Raw genomic sequence first — 19,112 nt, 5'->3', positions numbered from 1 at the left:
CGACCCCCCAGAGAGAGGCGTGTCCATGAAGACCGGAGCCGAGTACCTCGAGTCCCTGCGCGACGGCCGCGTCGTCTACTGCGGCGGCGAGCGCATCGACGACCTCACCACCCACCCGGCGACGGCGGGCTACGCCCGCGTGATCGCCGAGTACTACGACCTCCACCATGACCCGCGCCTGCGCGACGAGCTCACGTTCGTCGACGAGGACGGCGAGCGGCGCGCGCTGCACTGGATGATCCCGCGGGACAAGCAGGACGTGCAGCGTCGCCGCCGATACCACGAGTTCTGGTGGCGCCACTTCGCGGGCGGGATGTTCTGCAGGCCGCCCGCCTCCACCAACTGCGTGCTGTTCGGGGTCGTGGACGACCCGCAGCCGTGGGAGGACAACTCGGTCGGCCACGGGGGTCGCCCGCTCGCGCAGCACATCCGGGACCTCTGGGCGCGGGTGCGGGCCGAGGACTCGTTCCTCACGCCCATGTTCGTCGACGTCCAGTACGACCGCTCCCGGCCGGACTCGGTGGCCGAGTCGCCCGCCCTGGAGATCGTCGACCGCACCGAGGAGGGGATCGTCGTCCACGGGTGGAAGTCCGTCGGGACCCCGCCGGTGTTCGGCAACGAGGTGGTCTTCGGCGTGTTCTGGCGACCGGGCACCACCGAGGAGCAGACCGTGTACGGCGTGATCCCCGCCAACACGCCCGGACTGGTGCACGTGGCGCGGCCGTCCACCGCCGCCGAGGGCGCCTCGACCTTCGACCGGCCGTTCGCGGGGATCGGCGACGAGCTGGACTCGATGGCCTTCTTCGACCACGTCCTCGTCCCCTGGGACCGGGTGCTGCACGTGGGGAACCCGGACCACGCCAAGCACTTCCCGCAGCGGCAGTTCGACTGGATCCACGTGGAGACCCAGATCCGGCAGACCGTGAACGCCGAGCTCCTCGCGGGCCTCGCGCTGCTGGTCACCGAGGCCCTGGGCACCGCGGCGGCGCCGGTCGTCGCCTCCCAGCTGGCCGATCTCGTACGGTTCCGGGAGACCTGCCACGCCCTGACGCTCGCCGCCGAGGAGACCGGGTTCCACACCGAGCACGGGATGTACAAGCCCAACCCGCTCTACGTGAACTTCGGCCGCGCGCACTACCTGGAGAAGGCCTCCGCCATGATCGACCTGCTCCTGGAGCTGTGCGGTCGCGGGGTCGTGCTGTTCCCCACCGAGGCCGAGCTGGCCGACCCGTACCTCGGCCCGCGCCTGGAGGAGGCCCTGCGCGGTCGAGACATCGGGGCCCGCGAGCGGCTGCGGATCTTCAAGGTGATCCACGAGCGGTTCCTCACCGAGTGGGGCACGCGGCACACGATGTTCGAGAAGTTCAACGGGACACCGCTGCACGTGATCAAGATGCTGACGATGCAGCGGGCGGACTACCGCCCGGACGGCCCCCTCGCCCGTCTGGCCCGAGACGTCGTCGCCGGTCGCGACCCGGCCCTCCCGACCGCCGAGGCGGCCGAGGGCACCGAGGCAGCGGGGGCACCGGGGGCACCCGGGGCGGTCGAGCGGGCGGCCTGAGAGTCGGCCCGGCCCCACGCCCGAAGTGCGGATCATGCGTGGGGCGAGTGGACTGCGAGCGGGCCGGGACGCGGCGGGGCGCGGGCCGGCCGGCCCACCCGACCGTCGGAGAGGGCTTGATCCACCACCCGGGGAGCGAGGCGGTCGAATCCCGACCGCTCCGCGCCCGAAACGTGGATCATGCACAGAGCGAGCGGGCCGGGACGCACCGCGGGGGCCGGGGGCGGCCCGGCCCCGTGCCCGACCGTCGAGCGGGCTTGATCCACGATCCGGGAGCGAGGCAGTCGGATCCCGACCGCCTCACGCCCGGTGTATGGATCATGCACGGGGCGGGCGGATCGGGGCGCAACGCGGGGCGACGGCGGGCGGGCCCGCCCGATCCACGAGCTTGATCCACTGCCCGAAAGCGGAGCGTCGGATCCCGACCACCTCACTCCCGAAACGTGGATCATGTACGGGGGCGGGCGGGTTGGGGCGGTGCGGAGCGCACTGCGGGGCGCGGGGCGGGGCGGCCGACCCACCCGGCCGTCGGAAGGGCTTGATCGGAGTGGGCGGGCCGGGACGCACCGCGGGGGCCGGGGGCGGCCCGGCCCCCCGCGCCCGGCCGTCGAGTGGGCTGATCCACAGTCTGGGAGCGAAGCAGTCGGATCCCAACCGCCTCACGCCCGGTGTGTGGATCATGGGCGGGCGGGCGGGTTGGGCGGTGCGGATTGCACTGCGGGGCGCGGGGCGGGCCTGTCGACCCACCCGGCCGTCGGAGGGGCTTGATCCACGATCCGGGAGCGGGGCGGTCGGATTCCGACCGCCTCACGCCCGAAGTGTGGATCATGCACCGGGGAGCGGGCCGGAGCGCACCGCGGGGTCCGGGTCGGCGGGCCCGCCCGGCCCAAGGGCTCGATCCAGCGTTCGGGAGCGGAGCGGTCGGGTTCCGGCCGTCTCCCGCCCGGAGCGGGGATCAGGCGGCGGCGTGGTCAGCGGGGGGTGGTGGCGGGCCTCGGTGTGGCGACGACGTCATCGGCGCGGGCGGGCGGGAGGAAGAGGGCGAAGGTGGGTGGGCGGGCACGGGAGAGCTCCAGCCGCCCCCCGTCCGCCTCGACCAGCGCCCGGGCCAGCGCGAGGCCCAGGCCGGTCGAGGACTGCACGGACACCCCGCGGTCGAACACGTGCGGCACCAGCTCCTCGGGGACCCCGGGTCCGGTGTCGGACACCTCGACGACCAGTGCGTTCGTCCCCTCGCGAGCGGAGATCGTGACGGTGCCGTCACCGTGCTGGATGGCGTTGTCCACCAGCGCGCCCACGGCCTCGCGGATCCGGGCGGGGGTGACGCGGGCGAGCAGCCCGTCGGGCACCCGCAGCTTGAGCCGCCGCCCGACGGACTCCAGGGCGGGCCGCCACTCGTCGGCCACCTCGGTGAGGCCCGTGCGCAGGTCCACGGGTTCCGCGCCCGCCGCCCGGGCGGCGCGGGCAGCCTCCAGGAGCTCGTCGAGCACCTCGGAGAGCCGCTCGGTCTGCTCCAGGGCGGCGAGGGCCTCGCGCCGGGCGCCGGGGTCGGGGTGGGTGGAGAGCTCGTCGAGCCGCAGGACGAGCGCGGTGATCCGGCTGCGCAGCTGGTGGGAGACGTCTCCGACCAGGGCGCGTTCGCGTTGGACGAGGTCCGCCAGCGCGGTGGCCGAGGTGTCGAGGACGTCCGACACCCGGTCCAGCTCGGGGATGCCGTGGCGGTGCGGGGCGCGGCGGAAGTCCCCCGCGCCGAGCCGGGCGGCGCGGTCGGCGACGTCCAGCAGGGGTTCGGCGAGCCGGCGCGCGGTGACCGTGGCGACCACCGCGCCGGTGCCGACCGACAGCACCACCAGCAGGATGACGACGACCGTGACCTGCACCTGCTGGGTCCGCATGACCGAGATCGGCTCGGACAGCGTGATCGAGCCGCCCTGGCCGAACGGCAGCGACTCCGCGATCGTGCCGTCCTCCGGCGGGTCGCCGACGGTCTGCACCGGCGTGTCCGGCACGCTCACCACGAGCTGACCGTCCGCGGGCACGGCGAGCGCGATCTCGGCCCGGTTGATCGGGGTGCCCGGCGGCTCGTCGTCGAGCCGGTCGGCGATCCGCTCGAGCCGCTGGATCAGCTCGGCGCGGGTGAAGTCGTCGACCAGGCGCCAGGTGGTGAACGCCAGCGGCCCGCCCAGGACGAGCGCCGTCACGGCGACGACGAACAGCGTCGAGAGCAGGATGCGGCGCCTCATGTGTGGTTGAAGCGGAACCCGACCCCGCGGACCGTGGCGATCCGGCGCTCGCCGCCGATCTTGCGGCGCAGCCAGGACATGTGCATGTCCAGCGTCTTCGAGGTCTTCATGTCCGGGTCGTTCCAGACCTCGCGGAGGATCTCCTCGCGGGTCACGACCTGCCCGGCCCGCAGCAGGAGCACGCGCAGCAGCTCGAACTCCTTGTTCGCGAGCCCGACCTCCTCGCCGTCGACCAGGACGCGGCGGCCGGAGAGCTCCATCCGCACGCCGCCGACCTCGACGGTCTCCGGGGTGAGCCTGCGCAGCAGCGCCCGGACCCGGGCCAGCAGCTCGGCGAGGCGGAAGGGCTTGCCGACGTAGTCGTCCGCGCCGGCGTCCAGCCCCACGACGAAGTCGACCTCGTCGGTGCGGGCCGTCAGCATCAGGACGGGGAGGTCGGGGAAGTCGGGGCGCAGGCGCCTGCAGACCTCCAGCCCGTCCATCCCCGGCAGGCCGAGGTCCAGCACGAGGAGGTCGACGTGGCCCTGGCGGACGACGTCGAGCGCCGTGGTGCCGTCGGACGCGACGTCGACCTCGTAGCCCTCGCGTTGCAGGGCCCGGGAGAGCGGCTCCGCGATCGCGGCGTCGTCCTCCGCCAACAGGACGGTGGTCACGGGTCGAGAGTATGCCCGCCCGGGATGGCATGCTGACCCGCCGTGAGCAGCGCCGTTACCGAACCGGACACCCGTGCCGATCTCGCCCTCGCCCTGGAGCTCGCCGACCTGGCGGACGCGATCACCCTGCCGCGCTTCCGCGCCGCCGACCTGCGGGTCACGCGCAAGCCGGACCGCACCCCGGTCACCGACGCGGACACCGCCGCCGAGGAGGCGCTGCGGGCGGCGATCGGCGGGCAGCGGCCGGGGGACGCGATCCTCGGCGAGGAGGGCGGCGGGTCCGTCGGGGAGGGCCGCGGCTGGGTGCTCGACCCGATCGACGGCACCAAGAACTTCTCCCGCGGCATGCCGGTGTGGGCGTCGCTGATCGCGCTGTGCTCGGGCGGTGTCCCCGTGGTCGGGGTGGTCTCCGCGCCCGCGCTGGGCAGGCGGTGGTGGGCCGCGGCCCGGCACGGCGCCTGGACCTCCGAGCGGGGTGGGGAGGCGCGGCGGATCTCGGTGACCGGGGTGACGGCGCTCGAGGACGCCTACCTGTCCACGACGAACCAGGAGACCTTCCGGGAGTTCGACGGCATGGACCGCTGGCTGGCGCTGTCCCAGGCCTGCTGGGAGACCAGGGCCTTCGGCGACTTCTGGCAGCACTGCCTGGTCGCGGAGGGGGCGATCGACCTGGCCGTGGAGCCCGCGGCGAACCCCTGGGACCTGGCCGCGGTGCAGGTCCTGCTCGAGGAGGCGGGCGGGCGGCTCACCGACCTGCGCGGCGTCCCCGGCTTCGCGGGCGGCGACGGCCTGGCGTCCAACGGCCACCTGCACGAGGCCGCGTTGCGCGTCCTACAGTCGGCGGAATGATCGCCTTCGAGGACCTGACGCCCGGACGGGTGTTCGAGCTGGGGTCCGTCACCGTGGACCGCGACGAGATGATCGCGTTCGCCCGCCGGTTCGACCCGCAGCCCTTCCACCTGGACGAGGAGGCGGGCCAGGCGTCGGTGTTCGGGGGGCTGGCGGCCTCGGGCTGGTTCACGGCGGGGCTGTGGATGCGGCTCTACATCGACGAGCTGGTCTCGAAGGCCGACGGGCTGGGCTCGCCGGGCGGGGACGAGATCGCCTGGCCCGCCCCGGTCTTCGCGGGCGACCACCTCTTCGCGTCCATGGAGATCGTCGCGGCGCGGCGCTCGTCGTCCAAGCCGTGGATGGGGCTGGTCACGCTGCGGGCCTGGATGCGCCGCGGCGCCGCGGACTCCGACGACGTGGTCTACCGCGCCCGCTTCACCGGCATGTTCGGCTCCCGGGAGCACCCCCGGCCCTAATCGGCCCCGGCCAGCGCCTTGACCACGCGGGAGGGTGACGGGCGGCCGAGCTTGTCCGCCATCCACACACTCGTCTCGACGAGGTCGGCGAGCCGGGCGCCGTGGCTGACGCCCAGCCCGTCGAGCATCCAGACGAGGTCCTCGGTGGCGAGGTTGCCCGTCGCGGACTTGGCGTAGGGGCAGCCGCCGAGGCCGCCCGTGGACGCGTCCACCGTGGTGACCCCGCGGCGCAGCGCGGCGAGGGTGTTGGCGAGGGCCTGCCCGTAGGTGTCGTGGAAGTGCACGGCGATCTGGTCGATGGGGACCCCGCCCGCCACGCAGGCGTCGATCACGGCCTCGGCGTGCCCGGGGGTGCCGGTGCCGATGGTGTCCCCCAGGGACAGCTGCCGGCAGCCCATCTCGACCAGCCGACGTCCGACGGCGGCGACCTGCGCCGGGTCGACGGCCCCCTCCCACGGGTCCCCGAACGCCATGGAGACGTACGCCCGGACCCGCAGCCCCTCCGCGAGGGCGCGCTTCACCGTGGGCTCGAACATCGCGAACTGCGAGTCCAGCGCGCGGTTGAGGTTCTTCTCCGCGAAGGTCTCCGTGGCGCTCGCGAAGACCGCGATGTGGTCCACGCCCGCCTCGACGGCCCGGTCGAGCCCGCGCTCGTTCGGCACCAGCACGGGGTAGTCGACGCCCGGCCGCCGCTCGAGCATCGCCAGCAGGTCCGCGGCGTCGGCGAGCTGGGGCACCCATTTCGGGTGCACGAAGCTGGTGGCTTCGAGGGTGGTCAGTCCCGCGTCCGCGAGGCGGTTCAGGAACTCGGCCTTCACCTCGACCGGCACGACCGCCTTCTCGTTCTGCAGCCCGTCCCGCGCACCGACCTCGTAGATCGTGACGTGGGCGGGGAGCCCCTCGCTCGGCAGCGTCATGGGCAAGTCAGGCATCGTCGGCGACCTCCTGGTAGAGCAGCGCGTGGACCCGCTCGACGGCCGGGATGTCCGTGAACTCCAACGGATCGTCCGACGCGGACTCCACGACGAGTGTGCCGCAGCCGAGCACCCGTTCGAGCACGGTGTGACGGAACTGCACCGTGTTGATCCGCGACATCGGGATGTCCATGCCGCTGCGGGAGAAGACGCCCTCGCGCACCAGCACCCGTCGGGTCGTCACCACGAAGTGGGTGGTGCGCCACCGCACGAACGGCAGCACCGTGAACCGGCCGACGAGCCCCACGGCCACCACGGCGAGCGCGATCCACGCGACGAGGGCCCAGCTCTGCGCGCTCACCAGCGCGGCGAGGAACGCCGCCGCCCCCACGGTCACCAGGAACACCAGCACCGGCCCGATCAGCATCTTCCAGTGCGGGTGGGTGTGGAGCACGACCCGCTCCCCGGCAACCAGCAACTCATCGGGATAGGCCACGCCACGAGCCTAAGCAGTGTGGAGCCACCACCGTCGTTTCGACGCCCGACACGACAGGGGCACTGCGCCCTTACGGCTGGGCCGGGCGCAGGTGGACGATGTCGCCGGCCGCGATGGGGCGTCTGGTGCCGTCCGGTTCCAGGACCAGCAGGTGGCCGCTGGTGTCCACGTCCTCGGCTATCCCGACGATCGCGGAGCCGCCGGGCATCTCCACCCGCACCTCGGAGCCGAGGGACAGGCAGCCCGCGCGGTAGTCGCCGCGCAGGCCGGACTCGTCGGCGTCCCCGCCCGCGGCGCGCCAGGCGGCCTCGCGCTCACCCAGGTTGCGCAGCAGGGTGACCAGCAGCTCGGTGCGGTCGACGACGGCGCCCTGGTCCGCCAGCGAGGTCCCCGTCTCCGGGGCCGAGGCCACGTTGACCCCCATGCCGAGCACCACGCCGGGCCCGCCGCCGGACACCGCGGTCATCTCGGCGAGGATGCCCGCGCCCTTGCGCCCGTCGAGGAGCAGGTCGTTCGGCCACTTCAGGCCCGCGGGCACGCCGGGGGCCAGCGCGCGGACCGCGTCCAGCAGGGCGACGCCCGCCAGCATCGGGATCCAGCCCAGCCGCTCGGCGGGGATGCCCTCGGGCCGCCACAGCACGCTGACCGCGATCCCGGACCCGCGCGGCGCCTCCCAGGTCCGGTCCAGCCTGCCGCGGCCACGGACCTGGTGCTCGGTGACCAGCACGGACCCGTCCGGCGCACCCGCGGTCGCGGCGGCGACCAGGTCCGCGTTCGTGGAGCCGGTCTCGTCGACGACGTCGACGCGCGTCCAGCGACCCGCCGGGCCGAGCAGGCGGTGCCGCAGGTCATGGACGTCGAACGGGACCGCGTCGACCGGGTCGGTGGAGCTCACGGCCGGCAACCTATCCCCCGCCGGTCCAGCTGTTCGGACGTTTCCGACGGTGAAGGCGCCCGACGGTGCGGCGCACGCGACCGGTGCACCCTGCGTTGCGCCGAACGAGCGACGGACGGTACGTGATGCAGACCGCTCCGACGAACCGGTCACGGGTGACTGTCTCAGGTTAAGGTCCGTGGTCATGAGCGCTGCAACGGAGCCGATGGGGGACCCGTCGAACGCCCCGGACGTCGAGCCGGACGTGCACACCACGGCGGGCAAGCTCGCCGACCTGTACCAGCGGTTCGCCGAGGCGCTGCCCTCGGAGGCGGCCGCCGAGCGCCAGCACGCCAAGGGCCGCAAGACCGCCCGCGAGCGGATCGACATGCTGCTGGACCCGGGCTCGTTCGTCGAGCTGGACGCGCTGGTGCGACACCGCTCCACGAACTTCGGCATGGAGGCCAAGCGGCCCTTCGGCGACGGCGTGGTCACCGGCACCGGCACGATCGACGGCCGCCCGGTCGCCGTGTTCTCCCAGGACGCGACGGTCTTCGGCGGCTCGCTCGGCGAGGTCTACGGCGAGAAGATCGTCAAGGTCATGGACGTCGCGGCCAAGATCGGCTGCCCCGTGGTCGGGATCAACGACGGCGGCGGCGCGCGCATCCAGGAGGGCGTCGTCGCGCTGGGGCTCTACGGCGAGATCTTCGTGCGGAACGTCCGGGCCTCCGGCGTGGTCCCGCAGATCTCGCTCATCATGGGCCCCTCGGCGGGCGGCGCGGTGTACTCCCCCGCGCTCACCGACTTCACCGTCATGGTCGACGAGACCTCGCACATGTTCATCACCGGGCCGGACGTCATCAAGACGGTCACCGGTGAGGACGTCGGCATGGAGGAGCTCGGCGGCGGCCGCGCCCACAACTCCAAGTCCGGGGTGGCGCACTACCTCGGCTCCGACGAGCAGGACGCGATCGACTACGTGAAGGAGCTGCTCTCCTTCCTCCCGTCGAACAACCTGTCCGAGCCGCCGACCTACCCGGCGCCGGAGCCCGTCGCGGGGTCCATCGAGGACGGGATCACCGACACCGACCGCGAGCTCGACACGCTCATCCCGGACTCGGTGAACACCCCGTACGACATCCGCGAGGTCATCACCCGCGTGGTCGACGAGGGTGAGTTCCTCGAGGTCCAGGAGCTGTGGGCGGCCAACATGGTCACCGGCTACGCCCGCGTGGAGGGCCGCTCGGTCGGGATCGTCGCGAACCAGCCGACGCAGCTCGCGGGCTGCCTGGACATCGACGCCTCCGAGAAGGCCGCACGCTTCGTGCGCACCTGCGACGCGTTCAACATCCCGATCCTCACCTTCGTCGACGTCCCGGGCTTCCTGCCGGGCACCGACCAGGAGTGGAACGGCATCATCCGCCGCGGCGCCAAGCTGATCTACGCCTACGCCGAGGCGACCGTCCCGAAGGTCACCGTGATCACCCGCAAGGCCTACGGCGGCGCGTACGACGTCATGGGCTCCAAGCACCTCGGCGCGGACGTCAACATCGCCTGGCCGACCGCCCAGATCGCCGTCACCGGCGCGCAGGGCGCGGTGAACATCCTCTACCGCAAGGAGCTCAAGGGCCTGGAGGGCGACGAGCTCGCCGCCAAGCGCGCCGAGCTCCAGCAGGACTACGAGGACACCCTCTGCAACCCCTACATCGCCGCGGACCGCGGGTACATCGACGCGGTCGTGCCGCCCTCGCACACCCGGGGCTACGTCGGCCGGTCGCTGCGCATGCTCGCGACCAAGCGGGAGCAGGGCCCGGCCCGCAAGCACGGGAACATCCCGCTGTGAGCGGCGATCGTCGCCCTGGCGACTATCGCCACGCACGAGGTGGGGAGGTGGGGGCATGAGCGAGGAGCAGACCCCGGAGGAGCGCCGGGCGCTCTTCCGGGTCGTCTCCGGCGACCCGACCCCCGAGGAGCTGGCCGCGCTCACCGTCGTGCTGGCCGCGGCGGCGAGCGGCGGCGGCGAGCCCGCGCCGAAGCCGCGCAGCCTGTGGGGCCACCCGAGCGCGGGCGTCCGCAGGCCCTTGGAGGTCGGGCCGGGCGCCTGGCGCGCCTCGGTCCTGCCCCGCTGAGTCGACCCCTCGTGGCGCTTGGGCGGCCCAAGCGCCACTGAGCGACGCTTGGGCGGCCCAAGCGTCGCTCAGTCGGGAGCGGACGACACCACAGATCCGCGGCGGTGATCCCGCCGCGTCAGCCCGCGACGGCCGTGCGCGACAGCGCGTGCTCGACCAGCGCCACCAGCGACTTCAGGCTCGAGTCGGCCTCGCGGGCGTCCATCCACAGCACCGGGGTCTCCGCGGCGACGGCGAGGGCGTCCCGGACGTCGTCCTCCGTGTGCCCCTCGGAGCCCGGGAACCGGTTGAGCCCGATGACGTACGGGATCCGCCGGTTCTCGAAGTAGTCGATCGCCGGGAAGCACTCGTCCACCCGGCGCAGGTCCACCAGGACGACGGCGCCGACGCAGCCGCGCGCCAGCTCGTCCCACATGAACCAGAACCGAGACTGCCCGGGCGTGCCGAACAGGTACAGGATCAGCGAGTCGTCCACGGTGATCCGGCCGAAGTCCATGGCCACCGTGGTGGTGACCTTGTCCGGCACCGCCGACGTCTCGTCGACGCCGATCGACGCCGACGTCATCGCCTGCTCGGTGAGCAGGGGCGGGATCTCCGACAGCGAGCGGACGAAGGTGGTCTTGCCGACCCCGAAGCCGCCCGCGACGAGGATCTTGAGCGGGTAGAGCTCACGCCGATCGCGCACGGAGTCCCTCCAACAGTCGTTCCAGGATCTCGGGGCCGGGAGTGCCGTCCCCCCCGACCTGGGGCAGGTGCACCGCCACGTAGCCGGCGTCCGCCAGGTCTCCCACCAGCACCCGTGCGACACCGACCGGCACCGACAGGTGCGCGCCGATCTCGACCAGCGACACCGGCGCGGCGGCCAGCCCGAGGATGGTGCGGTACTCCAGCTGCAGGTCCGCGGCGTGCCGCCCCGAGTGGGTGACGGTCACGAGCGCCTCGACCGGCAGCTCCTTGCCCGCCGACCGGGTCCGTCCGCCGGTCACGGCGTAGACGGGTACGACCCGGCCGGCCCGTCTCGGTGCGGGGATGTCCCCGTCCGACGTCGTGGGTGCCATCGACTACCGCCCGGCCGGTGTGCGCGGCGCCGGGGTCAGCGCATGGCCGACCCGCGACGCCAGCAGCGTCATCTCGTAGCCGATCATGCCGATGTCGCAGGCCCGCTCGGCGTGCACCGCCAGCGTCGCGCCGCGGCTGACCGCGGTGACGAACAGGTAGCCGCCCTCCATCTCCAGGATGGTCTGGCTGACGGCGCCCGACCCGAGCAGCTGCGCGGTGCCGTTGGCCAGGCTGACCAGCCCGGACGCCGCGGCGGACAGCTGGTCGCCCAGGGCCTCCCCGACGCCGGGGGACGCGGCGAGCCGAAGCCCGTCACCGGAGACGACGACGGCGTTGACGACCCCCGGGACCTCCCGGGTGAACTCCACCAGCAGCCAGTCAAGCCGGCCGGTCGTCGCGCTCACGGGTGGGTCCTCTCGTCGGTGTGGTGGTGGTCCTGCTGGTCGGCGACCACCTGGGCGGCCTGCCTGCTCGCCTGGTAGCGCGACAGGGCAGAGGCGGCGACCGCGTTCGGGCTCGCGGAGCGGGCCGGGCTCGGGGCCGGCGCGGACGCGGCGGCGGCCTTGAGCTCGGGGGCCAGGGAGGCCTGCGGCACGCGGCGGCGCAGACCGCTCGCACCCGTGCTCGGCTCCGCGGGCGAGCTGCGCGGGCTGGGGATCGGCAGGCGTTCCCGGGCCTCGTGCTGCTCCGCGGCGACACCGTTGGTGGGGGCGGACTGGTCGGTGGCGGGCTCCGCGGCCCCGTCGAGGGCACGGTCCTCCGTGCGGCTCGAGGAGGGGGCGTCGGCGCGCGGATCCCGACCCGGGGTCACGTGTCCGTTCCCGTCGTGTCCGTTCCGGCCGGGGCGAGACCCGGGCTGCGGGGCGCCTGTCCGACCGTTCGGGGCGAGCCCGTTCGCGCCGGTGCGTCCGGCGCCGTTCGCGCCGGCGCCGTTCACCCCGGCACCGTTCACCCCGGCACCGTTCCGGTGGCCGAAGCCGTTGTCGGCGTGGCCGTTCTCGTGGCCGTTGGCGCCGTTGGCGCCGTTGTCGCCGTGGCCGTTCGGGCCGGACCCGCTCGCCCGCTTCGCCTGCTCGGCGCCGTCGGGACCGGGACCGGTCCACACGCCGAAGTTGCCGCCCGCCCGGTCGGCGGGTGCCGGGTCCCACCATCCCGACCAGTTCCCGCCCTGCTGCAGCGGCCCGGAGGGCCCCGAGTGCAGGGGCGGCAGGGACGGCACGGGCGGCGCGGCGGACAGCGACGGGACCGACGGGAAGTCGGCGGCGGGGCGCGGGGCCGGGCCCTGCCCGCCGGGCGCCCCCTGCGGGCGCGCGGGCGACGGGGGCGGGGTCCACGCCGGGGCCGCGGCGATCCCCGGCAGCGACGGCCGGTCGACGACGGCGGTGGCCGTGGCGGCCCCCGGCACGACACCGTGCTCGGCCGGGGCCATCTCGTGCACCGCGGTGGCCCGCCGGGTCTGCTCCGGACCGCTGCCGATGCCCGCGTGCGGACCCGCCTGCGGGTCGGAGACGAACAGCTCGGCGGGCAGGATCACGACGGCGGTGAGCCCGGAGCCGGGGGTGGTGGACAGCGACACCTCGATGCGGTGCCGCGCCGCGAGCCGCGCGACGACGTGGAAGCCGAGCCGCTGCGACACCGACAGGTCGACCTCACGGGGCCGGAGCAGCATCTCGTTGGCGGCGGCGAGCTCGTCCGCGGGCATGCCGACGCCCCAGTCCTCGACCGTCAGGACCTGTCCGCCGACGTCCGCGCGGTGCGGGCGGGACCGGATGGTCACCGAGGTGTCCGGCGGGGAGAAGCGCACGGCGTTCTCGGTCAGCTCGGCCAGCAGGTGGGTGAGGTCGGCGACGCTGTGCCCGGCGACCGCGACGCGGTCGTCCACGGAGAACTCGACTCGGTCGAGGTCCTCGGTCTCGGCGATGGCGGCCCGCACGACGTCCCGCATCGAGACCGGGGCCGACCAGACGCGCGGCGGCTGCTCACCGGAGAGCACCAGCAGGCTCTCCGCGTTGCGCCGGACGCGGGTGGCGAGGTGGTCGAGCTTGAACAGCTCGGCCAGCTGGTCGGGGTCCTGCTCCTTCTCCTCCAGCTGGTTGATGATGTCCAGCTGGCGGTAGAGCATCGACTGGTTGCGGCGCGCGAGGTTCACCAGCATGTCCGAGGTGAACTGCTTGCGGCCGATCTCCGCGTCCGCCCGGACGAGCTCGCGACCCAGCTCCTGCTTCTCGCTCTGCTCGTCCTCCGTGATCCGCCAGAAGATCACCAGGCCCACGCAGGCGAGGAGCACGCCGAACGCGTGGATGCAGGACCACAGCACCGGGTTCTGCTGCGCGGCGGGGTGGTTGAAGATCAGCGTCGGGAAGAAGATCGTGCCGACGGCGTGCGAGACACCGGTGAACAGGACGTTCCACAGGAACGGGACCCAGTCCTGGTAGAGCGCGATGAACCCGATGATGATGAAGAAGTGGAAGTGCGCCTCGATCGTGCCCCCGGTGATCGCCACCAGGGTGATCGAGCACCACACCAGGCCCGCCGTGATCAGCGAGGCGGCGGTGCGCTTGTGCGTGACGAAGTGCCCCGCCAGCAGCGCCGCCACCACGGGCGCGATCCCGGCTCCCAGCAGCAGCCCCGGCGGGTTGCCCAGGAACAGCCCCAGCGCCAGCAGCACCGGGATGTGAATCGCCAGCACCACCTGCAGCAGCCGGTGCCGTCGGTGCCACGCCGCGTCGTCGAGCGTGTTGCCCCGCGGCAACCACTCCAGCAGCCTCGTCATCTCCTCGGCCACCCACCCCTCGGTCGAATCCTCGTCATGCGTTCCGTGACGCACCCTCGACAGGTGATCATCCGAACGGAAGGTGACCGTTCGGGTTCGGAATGCATCGACGGCGGAAGGTACACGGAGGGTGCGTCAGGGGTGACTCGATCGGGTGACCCACGCCTCCACAGGGCCTCCGTGAAGGCCGATCGGCGCGAGTCTCTGACCACTCGACCAGTCGAGCGCCGGAGGCGACACGCCCGTCCGGCCGATGACGATGCGCATCCGGCGGATGTTGCGACCGCCGGGCTCAGACTTCCGACCATTCACCGCCTAAAACACTCGCCGGCCGAGTGAAACGTTCGCCAGGGTCGTTGGACCCCTCTCTGAGAGACCTCGGACGCGTCCGTTGCGCCCTTCGGCTGCGCGACCCACAGTGATCGACAGGGGCGGACGAACCCCGCACTCCCCCCTCCGGACCAGCCATTGGGCCACATGTCGTCACCGTTCGGCGACTCAGCGTCCTCAGTTCTGGATCGGAAGCAACCTCGAGCCCGATCACTGACACGGCCCTGAGCTGCACCGACAGCGACGAACCGCCGGCCGACACCTCCACTCGGCAGTGGATCACTGCTCTGATCGGCTCAGTGGAGAGCGTGCACGGGAGAGGTAACGTCCCTGCCGTTCCACGTGCGGCACCGGGCGGCGACCCGCGCGCGGTCGTGGACGTCTGGGCTCGATGGCGTGCCCGCCCGGCAGTGCTCCCCCACTGATCGATACCCGGAGACGTAGTTGAGAATCCTGTTGCTCTGTTCGTCGTACAACGGACTGACCCAGCGCGCCTGGACGGAGCTTCGCGAGGACGGTCACCACGTCGAGGTGCGCCTCTCCCACGATGAGGACGCCATCCGCCGCGCGGTGGCCGACACCCGTCCGGAACTGGTGTTGTGCCCGTTCCTCAAGGACCGCGTGCCGGCGGACGTCTGGCAGGCGCACCGGGTCGTCGTGCTGCATCCGGGTCCGCTGGGGGACCGCGGACCGTCGTCGATCGACTGGGCGATCACCGACGCGGAGCCGGTCTGGGGGGTCACGGCGCTGCAGGCCGTCGAGGAGATGGACGCCGGCCCGATCTGGGGGCACCGCACCTTCCCGATGCCGAGCGAGCCGCCGCGCAAGTCCGCCGTCTACAACGGACCGGTCGCGGACGCCGCCATCGAGCTGGCGCGCGAGGTGGTCGCGAAGGCACAGGACCCGGCGTTCGAGCCCGCGCCCGTCGAGAGCTTCGGCGACGCGGTCATCGGGCGCCTGCGGCCCACCATGAAGCAGTCCGACCGGGTCTTCACCTGGGAGGACCCCACCGACCACGTCCTGCGCCGGATCCGCGCGGCGGACGGCTCGCCGGGGGTGCGCACGCAGATCGCCGGGGTGGAGCTGTCGGTGTTCGACGCCCACCGCGGCTCGGCCACGCCGGGCGCGCCGGGCTCGATCGCGCTGCGCAGGCACGGGGCGGTCCTGGTCCGCACCGGAGACGGAGCGGTCTGGATCGGCCACGCGCGGGTCCCGAAGGGGATCAAGCTGCCGGCCGCCACCGTGCTGGCCGGGCACCTGGACGACGTGCCGGAGTCCCTGGAGCGGCCCACCGGCCCGTCGGACGGCTACCGGGAGATCAGCTACCGCCGCGTCGGGCCGGACGGGTGCGTCGGCGTCGTGCGGATGGACCTCTACAACGGCGCGATGTCGGCGAGCCAGGGCCACCGGGTCGCCGCCGCCCTGCGCCACGCCGCGGCGCAGGACACCCGGGTCGTCGTGCTCGAGGCCGGGGAGGTGTTCTCCAACGGCATCCACCTCAACGTCGCCGAGGGCCGCCCGGACCCGACCGTCGAGAGCTGGCGGAACATCAACGCGATCAACGACGTCTGCCGCGAGCTGCTCACCTGCACCTCGCAGCTGGTCGTCACCGCCGTCGGCGGACCCGCGGGCGCGGGCGGGGTGATGCTGGCGCTCGGTGCGGACACCGTGCTGCTGCGCGAGGGCGCGGTGCTGAACCCGCACTACCGCAACATGGGCCTGACCGGGTCGGAGTACTGGACCTACGCCCTGCCCCGCCGGGTCGGCCTCGCCGAGTCCCTGCGGCTGACCGGCGACTGCCTGCCGGTCGGGCACGCGGAGGCGCTGCGCATCGGGCTGGTCGACGCGGTCGTCGCGGGCGACCGGGCCGCGTTCGACGCCGCCGTCCTGGAACGGGCGGTGGAGCTGGCCACCGCGGACTCCTATGCCGCGGCGCTGGCGGCGAAGCAGGCCGCGCGGGAGGCGGACGAGCTGCGCCGCCCGCTCGAGACCTACCGGGTCCAGGAGCTGGCCGAGATGAGCCGGGACATGTTCGACGACCGGTACCGCTACGCCGCGCTGCGCCACGACTTCGTGGCCAAGGCCAAGGACACCTCCTTCGACGACCCGACGATCGCGCGCAGCGTGCGGGAGGCGGGGCAGGTCGAGGAGCTGGTGGGCTGAGGGCCCACCTCCACCCCGGGGTGGAGATCCCGTCTCCACCCCGGATCGACCCGCGAGCCGACGCGCCGGGGCCCCGCCCGGACCAGGCTTCTCGACATGGAGAACCCCCTGGTCGCCGCCCTCGTGGCGGTCGCAGTCCTCGCCCTCGTCCTCACCCGCCAGCTGCGGGAGCGCCCGGTCGCAGGCCGCGGCTTCACGCTGCCGCTCGTGCTGTCGGCGCTCGGGTTCCTCACGCTCGTGCAGGCGCACCCGCCGGTCACGGCGCTCGGCGTCGGGCTGGCGGCGGTCGAGCTCGCCGTGGTCGCCGGGTTCGGCGTGCTGCGCGGCCGCTCGGTGCAGCTGTTCGTGAAGGACGGCGTGCCCTACCAGCGCGGGAGCGCACGGACGGTGGCGCTCTGGGTGCTCACCGTCGGCGTCCGGATCGGGCTGGGCGTGCTGGCGGCGGCCCTCGGTGCGGGCGCCCTCACCGAGGCGACGCTGCTGCTCTCCCTCGGGATCAGCCTGGCCGTGCAGGCCCTGGTGGTGCAGCAGCGGGTGGCCGGATGGGCCAGGATCGACGGGTGATCGTCGACCCCGGGCCGCCGAGCCCGACCCGGGCGGCGGCGACGCTGGCCTGGCTGCCGGTCATCCTCGCCGGGTCCTTCCTCTCCCAGCCGCGCCTCCCGATCACCCCCCTGGTGATCGGGGGCGCGGTGCTCGCGTCGGCGGGCTGGGTGGCGCTGGCGTGGCGCCCGGAGCGGCTGCTCCCGGCCGGTCTGGTGGTGCTCGCGGCGGGCGGTGTCCTCATGACGGCGGGGGCGGGCGGCTGGGCCACCCCCGTCGCGTTCTGTTTCGTCGCGGTCGCCGCGGCGGGCACCCGGCTGCGCAGGCCCTACGCGGTGGGGCTGCTCGTCCTGACGGTCGCCGCGCTCGCCCCGGTGGTCGCGACGGGTGGGCTCACCGACGCGTTGCTGCTGGTCCTGGGCATGGCCTCCGTGCTGCTGCTCGGGTTCTCCCGCCGCGAGCGCTACCGCCGCGCCGAGGAGCGCGAGCTGGCGCTGGCCGCCGCCACCCGGGCCACCGAGGAGCACGCCCGCGCGGCGGCGCTGGCCGAGCGGGCCCGCCTCGCCCGAGACGTCCACGACGTCCTCGCCCACTCGTTGTCCGCGCTGGCCGTGCAGCTGCAGGGCGCCCGCCTGATGCTGCAGCGAGACGGCGCGCCGCCCGACACGATCGCCCAGGTGGAGCGAGCCCACCGGCTCGCCGTGGAGGGGCTGGCCGAGGCCCGACGGGCGGTGCACGCGCTGCGCAGCGGGCCGACGGACCTGCGCGAGGCACTGCAGGCCCTGGTCGACGACCACCCCGGCGCCACCCTGGTCGTCGACGGGACGCCGGGGCCCGAGGCCGCGGAGACGGTGGCCCGGATCGCCCAGGAGGCACTGTCCAACGTGCGCAAACACGCCCCGGGCGCCCCGGTCGTCGTGCGGCTGAGCCGCACCGGGCTGGAGGTGACGGACGTGACCGGGAGCCGCCCGGAGCCCGGCGCGGGGGGCCCGGGCGGATCCGGGGGATACGGTCTGCGCGGCATGGCCGAACGCGCGGCGCTGATCGGCGCGCGCCTCGACGCGGGACCGACGGAGGACGGATGGCGGGTCAGCCTGACGCTCCCCTCACGGTAGTGCTCGCGGACGACCAGCGGATCGTGCGGGACGGGCTGGTCACGCTGCTCGGGCTGCTGCCGGGGATCACGGTCGTCGGCGCCGCCGCGGACGGGGCGGCGGCGCTCGCGCTGGTCGCCGAGCACGCCCCGGACGTGCTGCTCACCGATCTGCGGATGCCCGGCACGGACGGCGTCGAGGCCACCCGGCGGGTGCGGGCGGAGCACCCCGGCACCGCCGTCGTCGTGCTGACGACCTACGTCGACGACGAGGCCGTCGTCCCGGCGTTGCGGGCGGGGGCCGCGGGCTGGCTGTCCAAGGACGCCGACGCCGAGGCGATCGGCCGCGCCCTCCGCTCGGCGGCCGACGGGCAGACCACCCTGGACCCGGCCGCGCTGTCGCGGCTGATGACCCCCGCCCCAGCGGAGAGCGCGCCGGAGACCCCGCCGGACGGGTTGACCCCGCGCGAGGTCGAGGTGCTCGCCCTGATCGCGGAGGGCCTGTCGAACCGGCAGATCGCGCGCCGGCTCGTGGTCGGCGAGGCCACGGTCAAGACCCACGTCAACCACCTCTTCGCCAAGGCGGGCCTGCGCGACCGGGCCCAGGCCGTGCGCTACGCCTACCGCCACGGGCTGGCCTGAGCCCCCTAGGAGACTGCTGAAAATCCGCTGGCGTGGGATCGGGTGTTGATCTCGCCCGGCTGGGAGGCTGTCGGGGTGCAGGGACGGTCTGATCCGCAGCGTGAGTTGCTCGATGTCGAGTCCGTGGCTGGGCATCTGCTCCCTTCGGGTGGGATGTTCGCGTTCCTGGCCGCGCACCGCCGGGAGTTGTTTGCGGACGAGTTGTTCGCCGACCTGTTCGCCGCGGGTCGGGGTCGGCCGTCGGTGCCGGTCGAGGTGGTGGCCTCGGTGCTGGTGTTGCAGACCCTGCACGGTCTTTCGGACCGTGAGGCGGTCGAGGCACTCACGTTCGA

The 19,112-nt window shown here is 73.7% G+C and carries 19 protein-coding genes; 10 read left to right on the top strand and 9 right to left on the bottom strand.

Annotation, left to right across the window (positions count from 1 at the left end; all coding sequences use genetic code 11):
- Positions 1-25: 25 nt before the first annotated feature.
- Positions 26-1,561, top strand: a complete 1,536-nt coding sequence (locus BLS43_RS19325) for a 4-hydroxyphenylacetate 3-hydroxylase N-terminal domain-containing protein (protein ID WP_093086967.1) — start codon at positions 26-28, stop codon at positions 1,559-1,561.
- A 971-nt stretch (positions 1,562-2,532) separates the two neighbouring features.
- On the opposite strand, the gene BLS43_RS19320 is transcribed toward BLS43_RS19325, so the two are convergent.
- Together BLS43_RS19320 and BLS43_RS19315 are read right to left on the bottom strand one after the other, a co-directional pair.
- On the bottom strand, positions 2,533-3,804 hold the full coding sequence (locus tag BLS43_RS19320) for an ATP-binding protein (RefSeq protein ID WP_093086964.1): 1,272 nt from the start codon (positions 3,802-3,804) through the stop codon (positions 2,533-2,535).
- Positions 3,801-4,457, bottom strand: a complete 657-nt coding sequence (locus tag BLS43_RS19315; RefSeq protein ID WP_093086961.1) for a response regulator transcription factor — start codon at positions 4,455-4,457, stop codon at positions 3,801-3,803. Before BLS43_RS19315 ends, BLS43_RS19320 begins: the two co-directional genes overlap by 4 nt.
- Positions 4,458-4,499: 42 nt before the next feature.
- Here BLS43_RS19315 and hisN point away from each other — a divergent pair, with 42 nt between their 5' ends.
- Together hisN and BLS43_RS19305 are read left to right on the top strand one after the other, a co-directional pair.
- Positions 4,500-5,306 carry a histidinol-phosphatase gene (hisN, locus tag BLS43_RS19310; RefSeq protein ID WP_093086958.1) on the top strand — a complete coding sequence of 269 codons (807 nt, stop codon included), beginning with the start codon at positions 4,500-4,502 and terminating at the stop codon, positions 5,304-5,306.
- Positions 5,303-5,764 carry a MaoC family dehydratase gene (locus tag BLS43_RS19305; protein ID WP_093086955.1) on the top strand — a complete coding sequence of 154 codons (462 nt, stop codon included), beginning with the start codon at positions 5,303-5,305 and terminating at the stop codon, positions 5,762-5,764. The genes hisN and BLS43_RS19305 overlap by 4 nt, the downstream gene beginning before the upstream one ends.
- Here the strand turns inward: BLS43_RS19305 and BLS43_RS19300 are convergent.
- The 3 genes from BLS43_RS19300 to BLS43_RS19290 all read right to left on the bottom strand — a co-directional run bounded on the left by BLS43_RS19300 (position 5,761) and on the right by BLS43_RS19290 (position 8,069).
- Positions 5,761-6,696, bottom strand: a complete 936-nt coding sequence (locus BLS43_RS19300) for a hydroxymethylglutaryl-CoA lyase (protein ID WP_093086953.1) — start codon at positions 6,694-6,696, stop codon at positions 5,761-5,763. The two genes, BLS43_RS19305 and BLS43_RS19300, sit on opposite strands and share 4 nt — an antisense overlap.
- Positions 6,689-7,174: a PH domain-containing protein gene (locus tag BLS43_RS19295; RefSeq protein ID WP_093086951.1), complete on the bottom strand. Its 486-nt coding sequence runs from the start codon at positions 7,172-7,174 to the stop codon at positions 6,689-6,691. Before BLS43_RS19295 ends, BLS43_RS19300 begins: the two co-directional genes overlap by 8 nt.
- A 70-nt stretch (positions 7,175-7,244) precedes the next feature.
- Complete coding sequence (locus BLS43_RS19290) at positions 7,245-8,069, bottom strand: biotin--[acetyl-CoA-carboxylase] ligase (protein WP_245707602.1); 825 nt, start codon at positions 8,067-8,069, stop codon at positions 7,245-7,247.
- A 184-nt stretch (positions 8,070-8,253) separates the two neighbouring features.
- Between BLS43_RS19290 and BLS43_RS19285 the strand changes: the two genes are divergently transcribed.
- On the top strand, positions 8,254-9,891 hold the full coding sequence (locus BLS43_RS19285) for an acyl-CoA carboxylase subunit beta (protein ID WP_093086945.1): 1,638 nt from the start codon (positions 8,254-8,256) through the stop codon (positions 9,889-9,891).
- 55 nt (positions 9,892-9,946) lie between these two features.
- A complete protein-coding gene (locus tag BLS43_RS19280; RefSeq protein ID WP_093086942.1) occupies positions 9,947-10,177 on the top strand; it encodes an acyl-CoA carboxylase subunit epsilon in 231 nt (76 codons plus the stop codon).
- Between the two features lie 118 nt (positions 10,178-10,295).
- On the opposite strand, the gene BLS43_RS19275 is transcribed toward BLS43_RS19280, so the two are convergent.
- The 4 genes from BLS43_RS19275 to BLS43_RS19260 are packed head-to-tail and all read right to left on the bottom strand — an operon-like array spanning position 10,296 to position 14,021.
- Positions 10,296-10,862, bottom strand: coding sequence for a GTP-binding protein (locus BLS43_RS19275; RefSeq protein ID WP_093086939.1), 567 nt, complete (start codon positions 10,860-10,862; stop codon positions 10,296-10,298).
- Positions 10,846-11,235 carry a DUF742 domain-containing protein gene (locus BLS43_RS19270; protein WP_093086936.1) on the bottom strand — a complete coding sequence of 130 codons (390 nt, stop codon included), beginning with the start codon at positions 11,233-11,235 and terminating at the stop codon, positions 10,846-10,848. Before BLS43_RS19270 ends, BLS43_RS19275 begins: the two co-directional genes overlap by 17 nt.
- 3 nt (positions 11,236-11,238) lie before the next feature.
- Positions 11,239-11,640 (bottom strand): roadblock/LC7 domain-containing protein, encoded by a 402-nt coding sequence (locus BLS43_RS19265; protein WP_093086934.1) that lies wholly within the window; start codon positions 11,638-11,640, stop codon positions 11,239-11,241.
- Positions 11,637-14,021 (bottom strand): ATP-binding protein, encoded by a 2,385-nt coding sequence (locus BLS43_RS19260; RefSeq protein WP_093086931.1) that lies wholly within the window; start codon positions 14,019-14,021, stop codon positions 11,637-11,639. The genes BLS43_RS19265 and BLS43_RS19260 overlap by 4 nt, the downstream gene beginning before the upstream one ends.
- 762 nt (positions 14,022-14,783) lie before the next feature.
- Here BLS43_RS19260 and BLS43_RS19255 point away from each other — a divergent pair.
- The 5 genes from BLS43_RS19255 to BLS43_RS19235 form a co-directional block, all read left to right on the top strand.
- A complete protein-coding gene (locus tag BLS43_RS19255) occupies positions 14,784-16,502 on the top strand; it encodes a hydrogenase maturation protein (RefSeq protein WP_093086928.1) in 1,719 nt (572 codons plus the stop codon).
- Positions 16,503-16,598: 96 nt separating this feature from the next.
- On the top strand, positions 16,599-17,066 hold the full coding sequence (locus tag BLS43_RS19250; RefSeq protein WP_093086925.1) for a DUF1453 family protein: 468 nt from the start codon (positions 16,599-16,601) through the stop codon (positions 17,064-17,066).
- Positions 17,063-18,160 carry a sensor histidine kinase gene (locus BLS43_RS19245; RefSeq protein WP_176921427.1) on the top strand — a complete coding sequence of 366 codons (1,098 nt, stop codon included), beginning with the start codon at positions 17,063-17,065 and terminating at the stop codon, positions 18,158-18,160. The genes BLS43_RS19250 and BLS43_RS19245 overlap by 4 nt, the downstream gene beginning before the upstream one ends.
- Entirely contained in the window at positions 18,127-18,780 is a 654-nt protein-coding gene (locus tag BLS43_RS19240) for a response regulator (RefSeq protein WP_093086918.1), read from the top strand. Before BLS43_RS19245 ends, BLS43_RS19240 begins: the two co-directional genes overlap by 34 nt.
- 75 nt (positions 18,781-18,855) lie before the next feature.
- On the top strand, positions 18,856-19,112 hold a 257-nt coding region (locus BLS43_RS19235), incomplete at its 3' end, for a transposase (protein WP_143030133.1).

The sequence above is a fragment of the Pseudonocardia oroxyli genome (genome assembly GCF_900102195.1).
GTDB classification, from domain to species: Bacteria; Actinomycetota; Actinomycetes; order Mycobacteriales; family Pseudonocardiaceae; genus Pseudonocardia; species Pseudonocardia oroxyli.
This window is presented reverse-complemented; position numbering and strand designations above follow the sequence as displayed.

What these genes read in the sequence shown, in the direction of transcription:
- BLS43_RS19325 (WP_093086967.1), top strand. Translation starts at nt 26, where the DNA reads ATGAAGACCGGAGCCGAGTACCTCGAGTCCCTGCGCGACGGCCGCGTC.
- BLS43_RS19320 (WP_093086964.1), bottom strand. Translation starts at nt 3,804, where the DNA reads ATGAGGCGCCGCATCCTGCTCTCGACGCTGTTCGTCGTCGCCGTGACG.
- BLS43_RS19305 (WP_093086955.1), top strand. Translation starts at nt 5,303, where the DNA reads ATGATCGCCTTCGAGGACCTGACGCCCGGACGGGTGTTCGAGCTGGGG.
- BLS43_RS19300 (WP_093086953.1), bottom strand. Translation starts at nt 6,696, where the DNA reads ATGCCTGACTTGCCCATGACGCTGCCGAGCGAGGGGCTCCCCGCCCAC.
- BLS43_RS19285 (WP_093086945.1), top strand. Translation starts at nt 8,254, where the DNA reads ATGAGCGCTGCAACGGAGCCGATGGGGGACCCGTCGAACGCCCCGGAC.
- BLS43_RS19280 (WP_093086942.1), top strand. Translation starts at nt 9,947, where the DNA reads ATGAGCGAGGAGCAGACCCCGGAGGAGCGCCGGGCGCTCTTCCGGGTC.
- BLS43_RS19270 (WP_093086936.1), bottom strand. Translation starts at nt 11,235, where the DNA reads ATGGCACCCACGACGTCGGACGGGGACATCCCCGCACCGAGACGGGCC.
- BLS43_RS19250 (WP_093086925.1), top strand. Translation starts at nt 16,599, where the DNA reads ATGGAGAACCCCCTGGTCGCCGCCCTCGTGGCGGTCGCAGTCCTCGCC.
- BLS43_RS19240 (WP_093086918.1), top strand. Translation starts at nt 18,127, where the DNA reads ATGGCGGGTCAGCCTGACGCTCCCCTCACGGTAGTGCTCGCGGACGAC.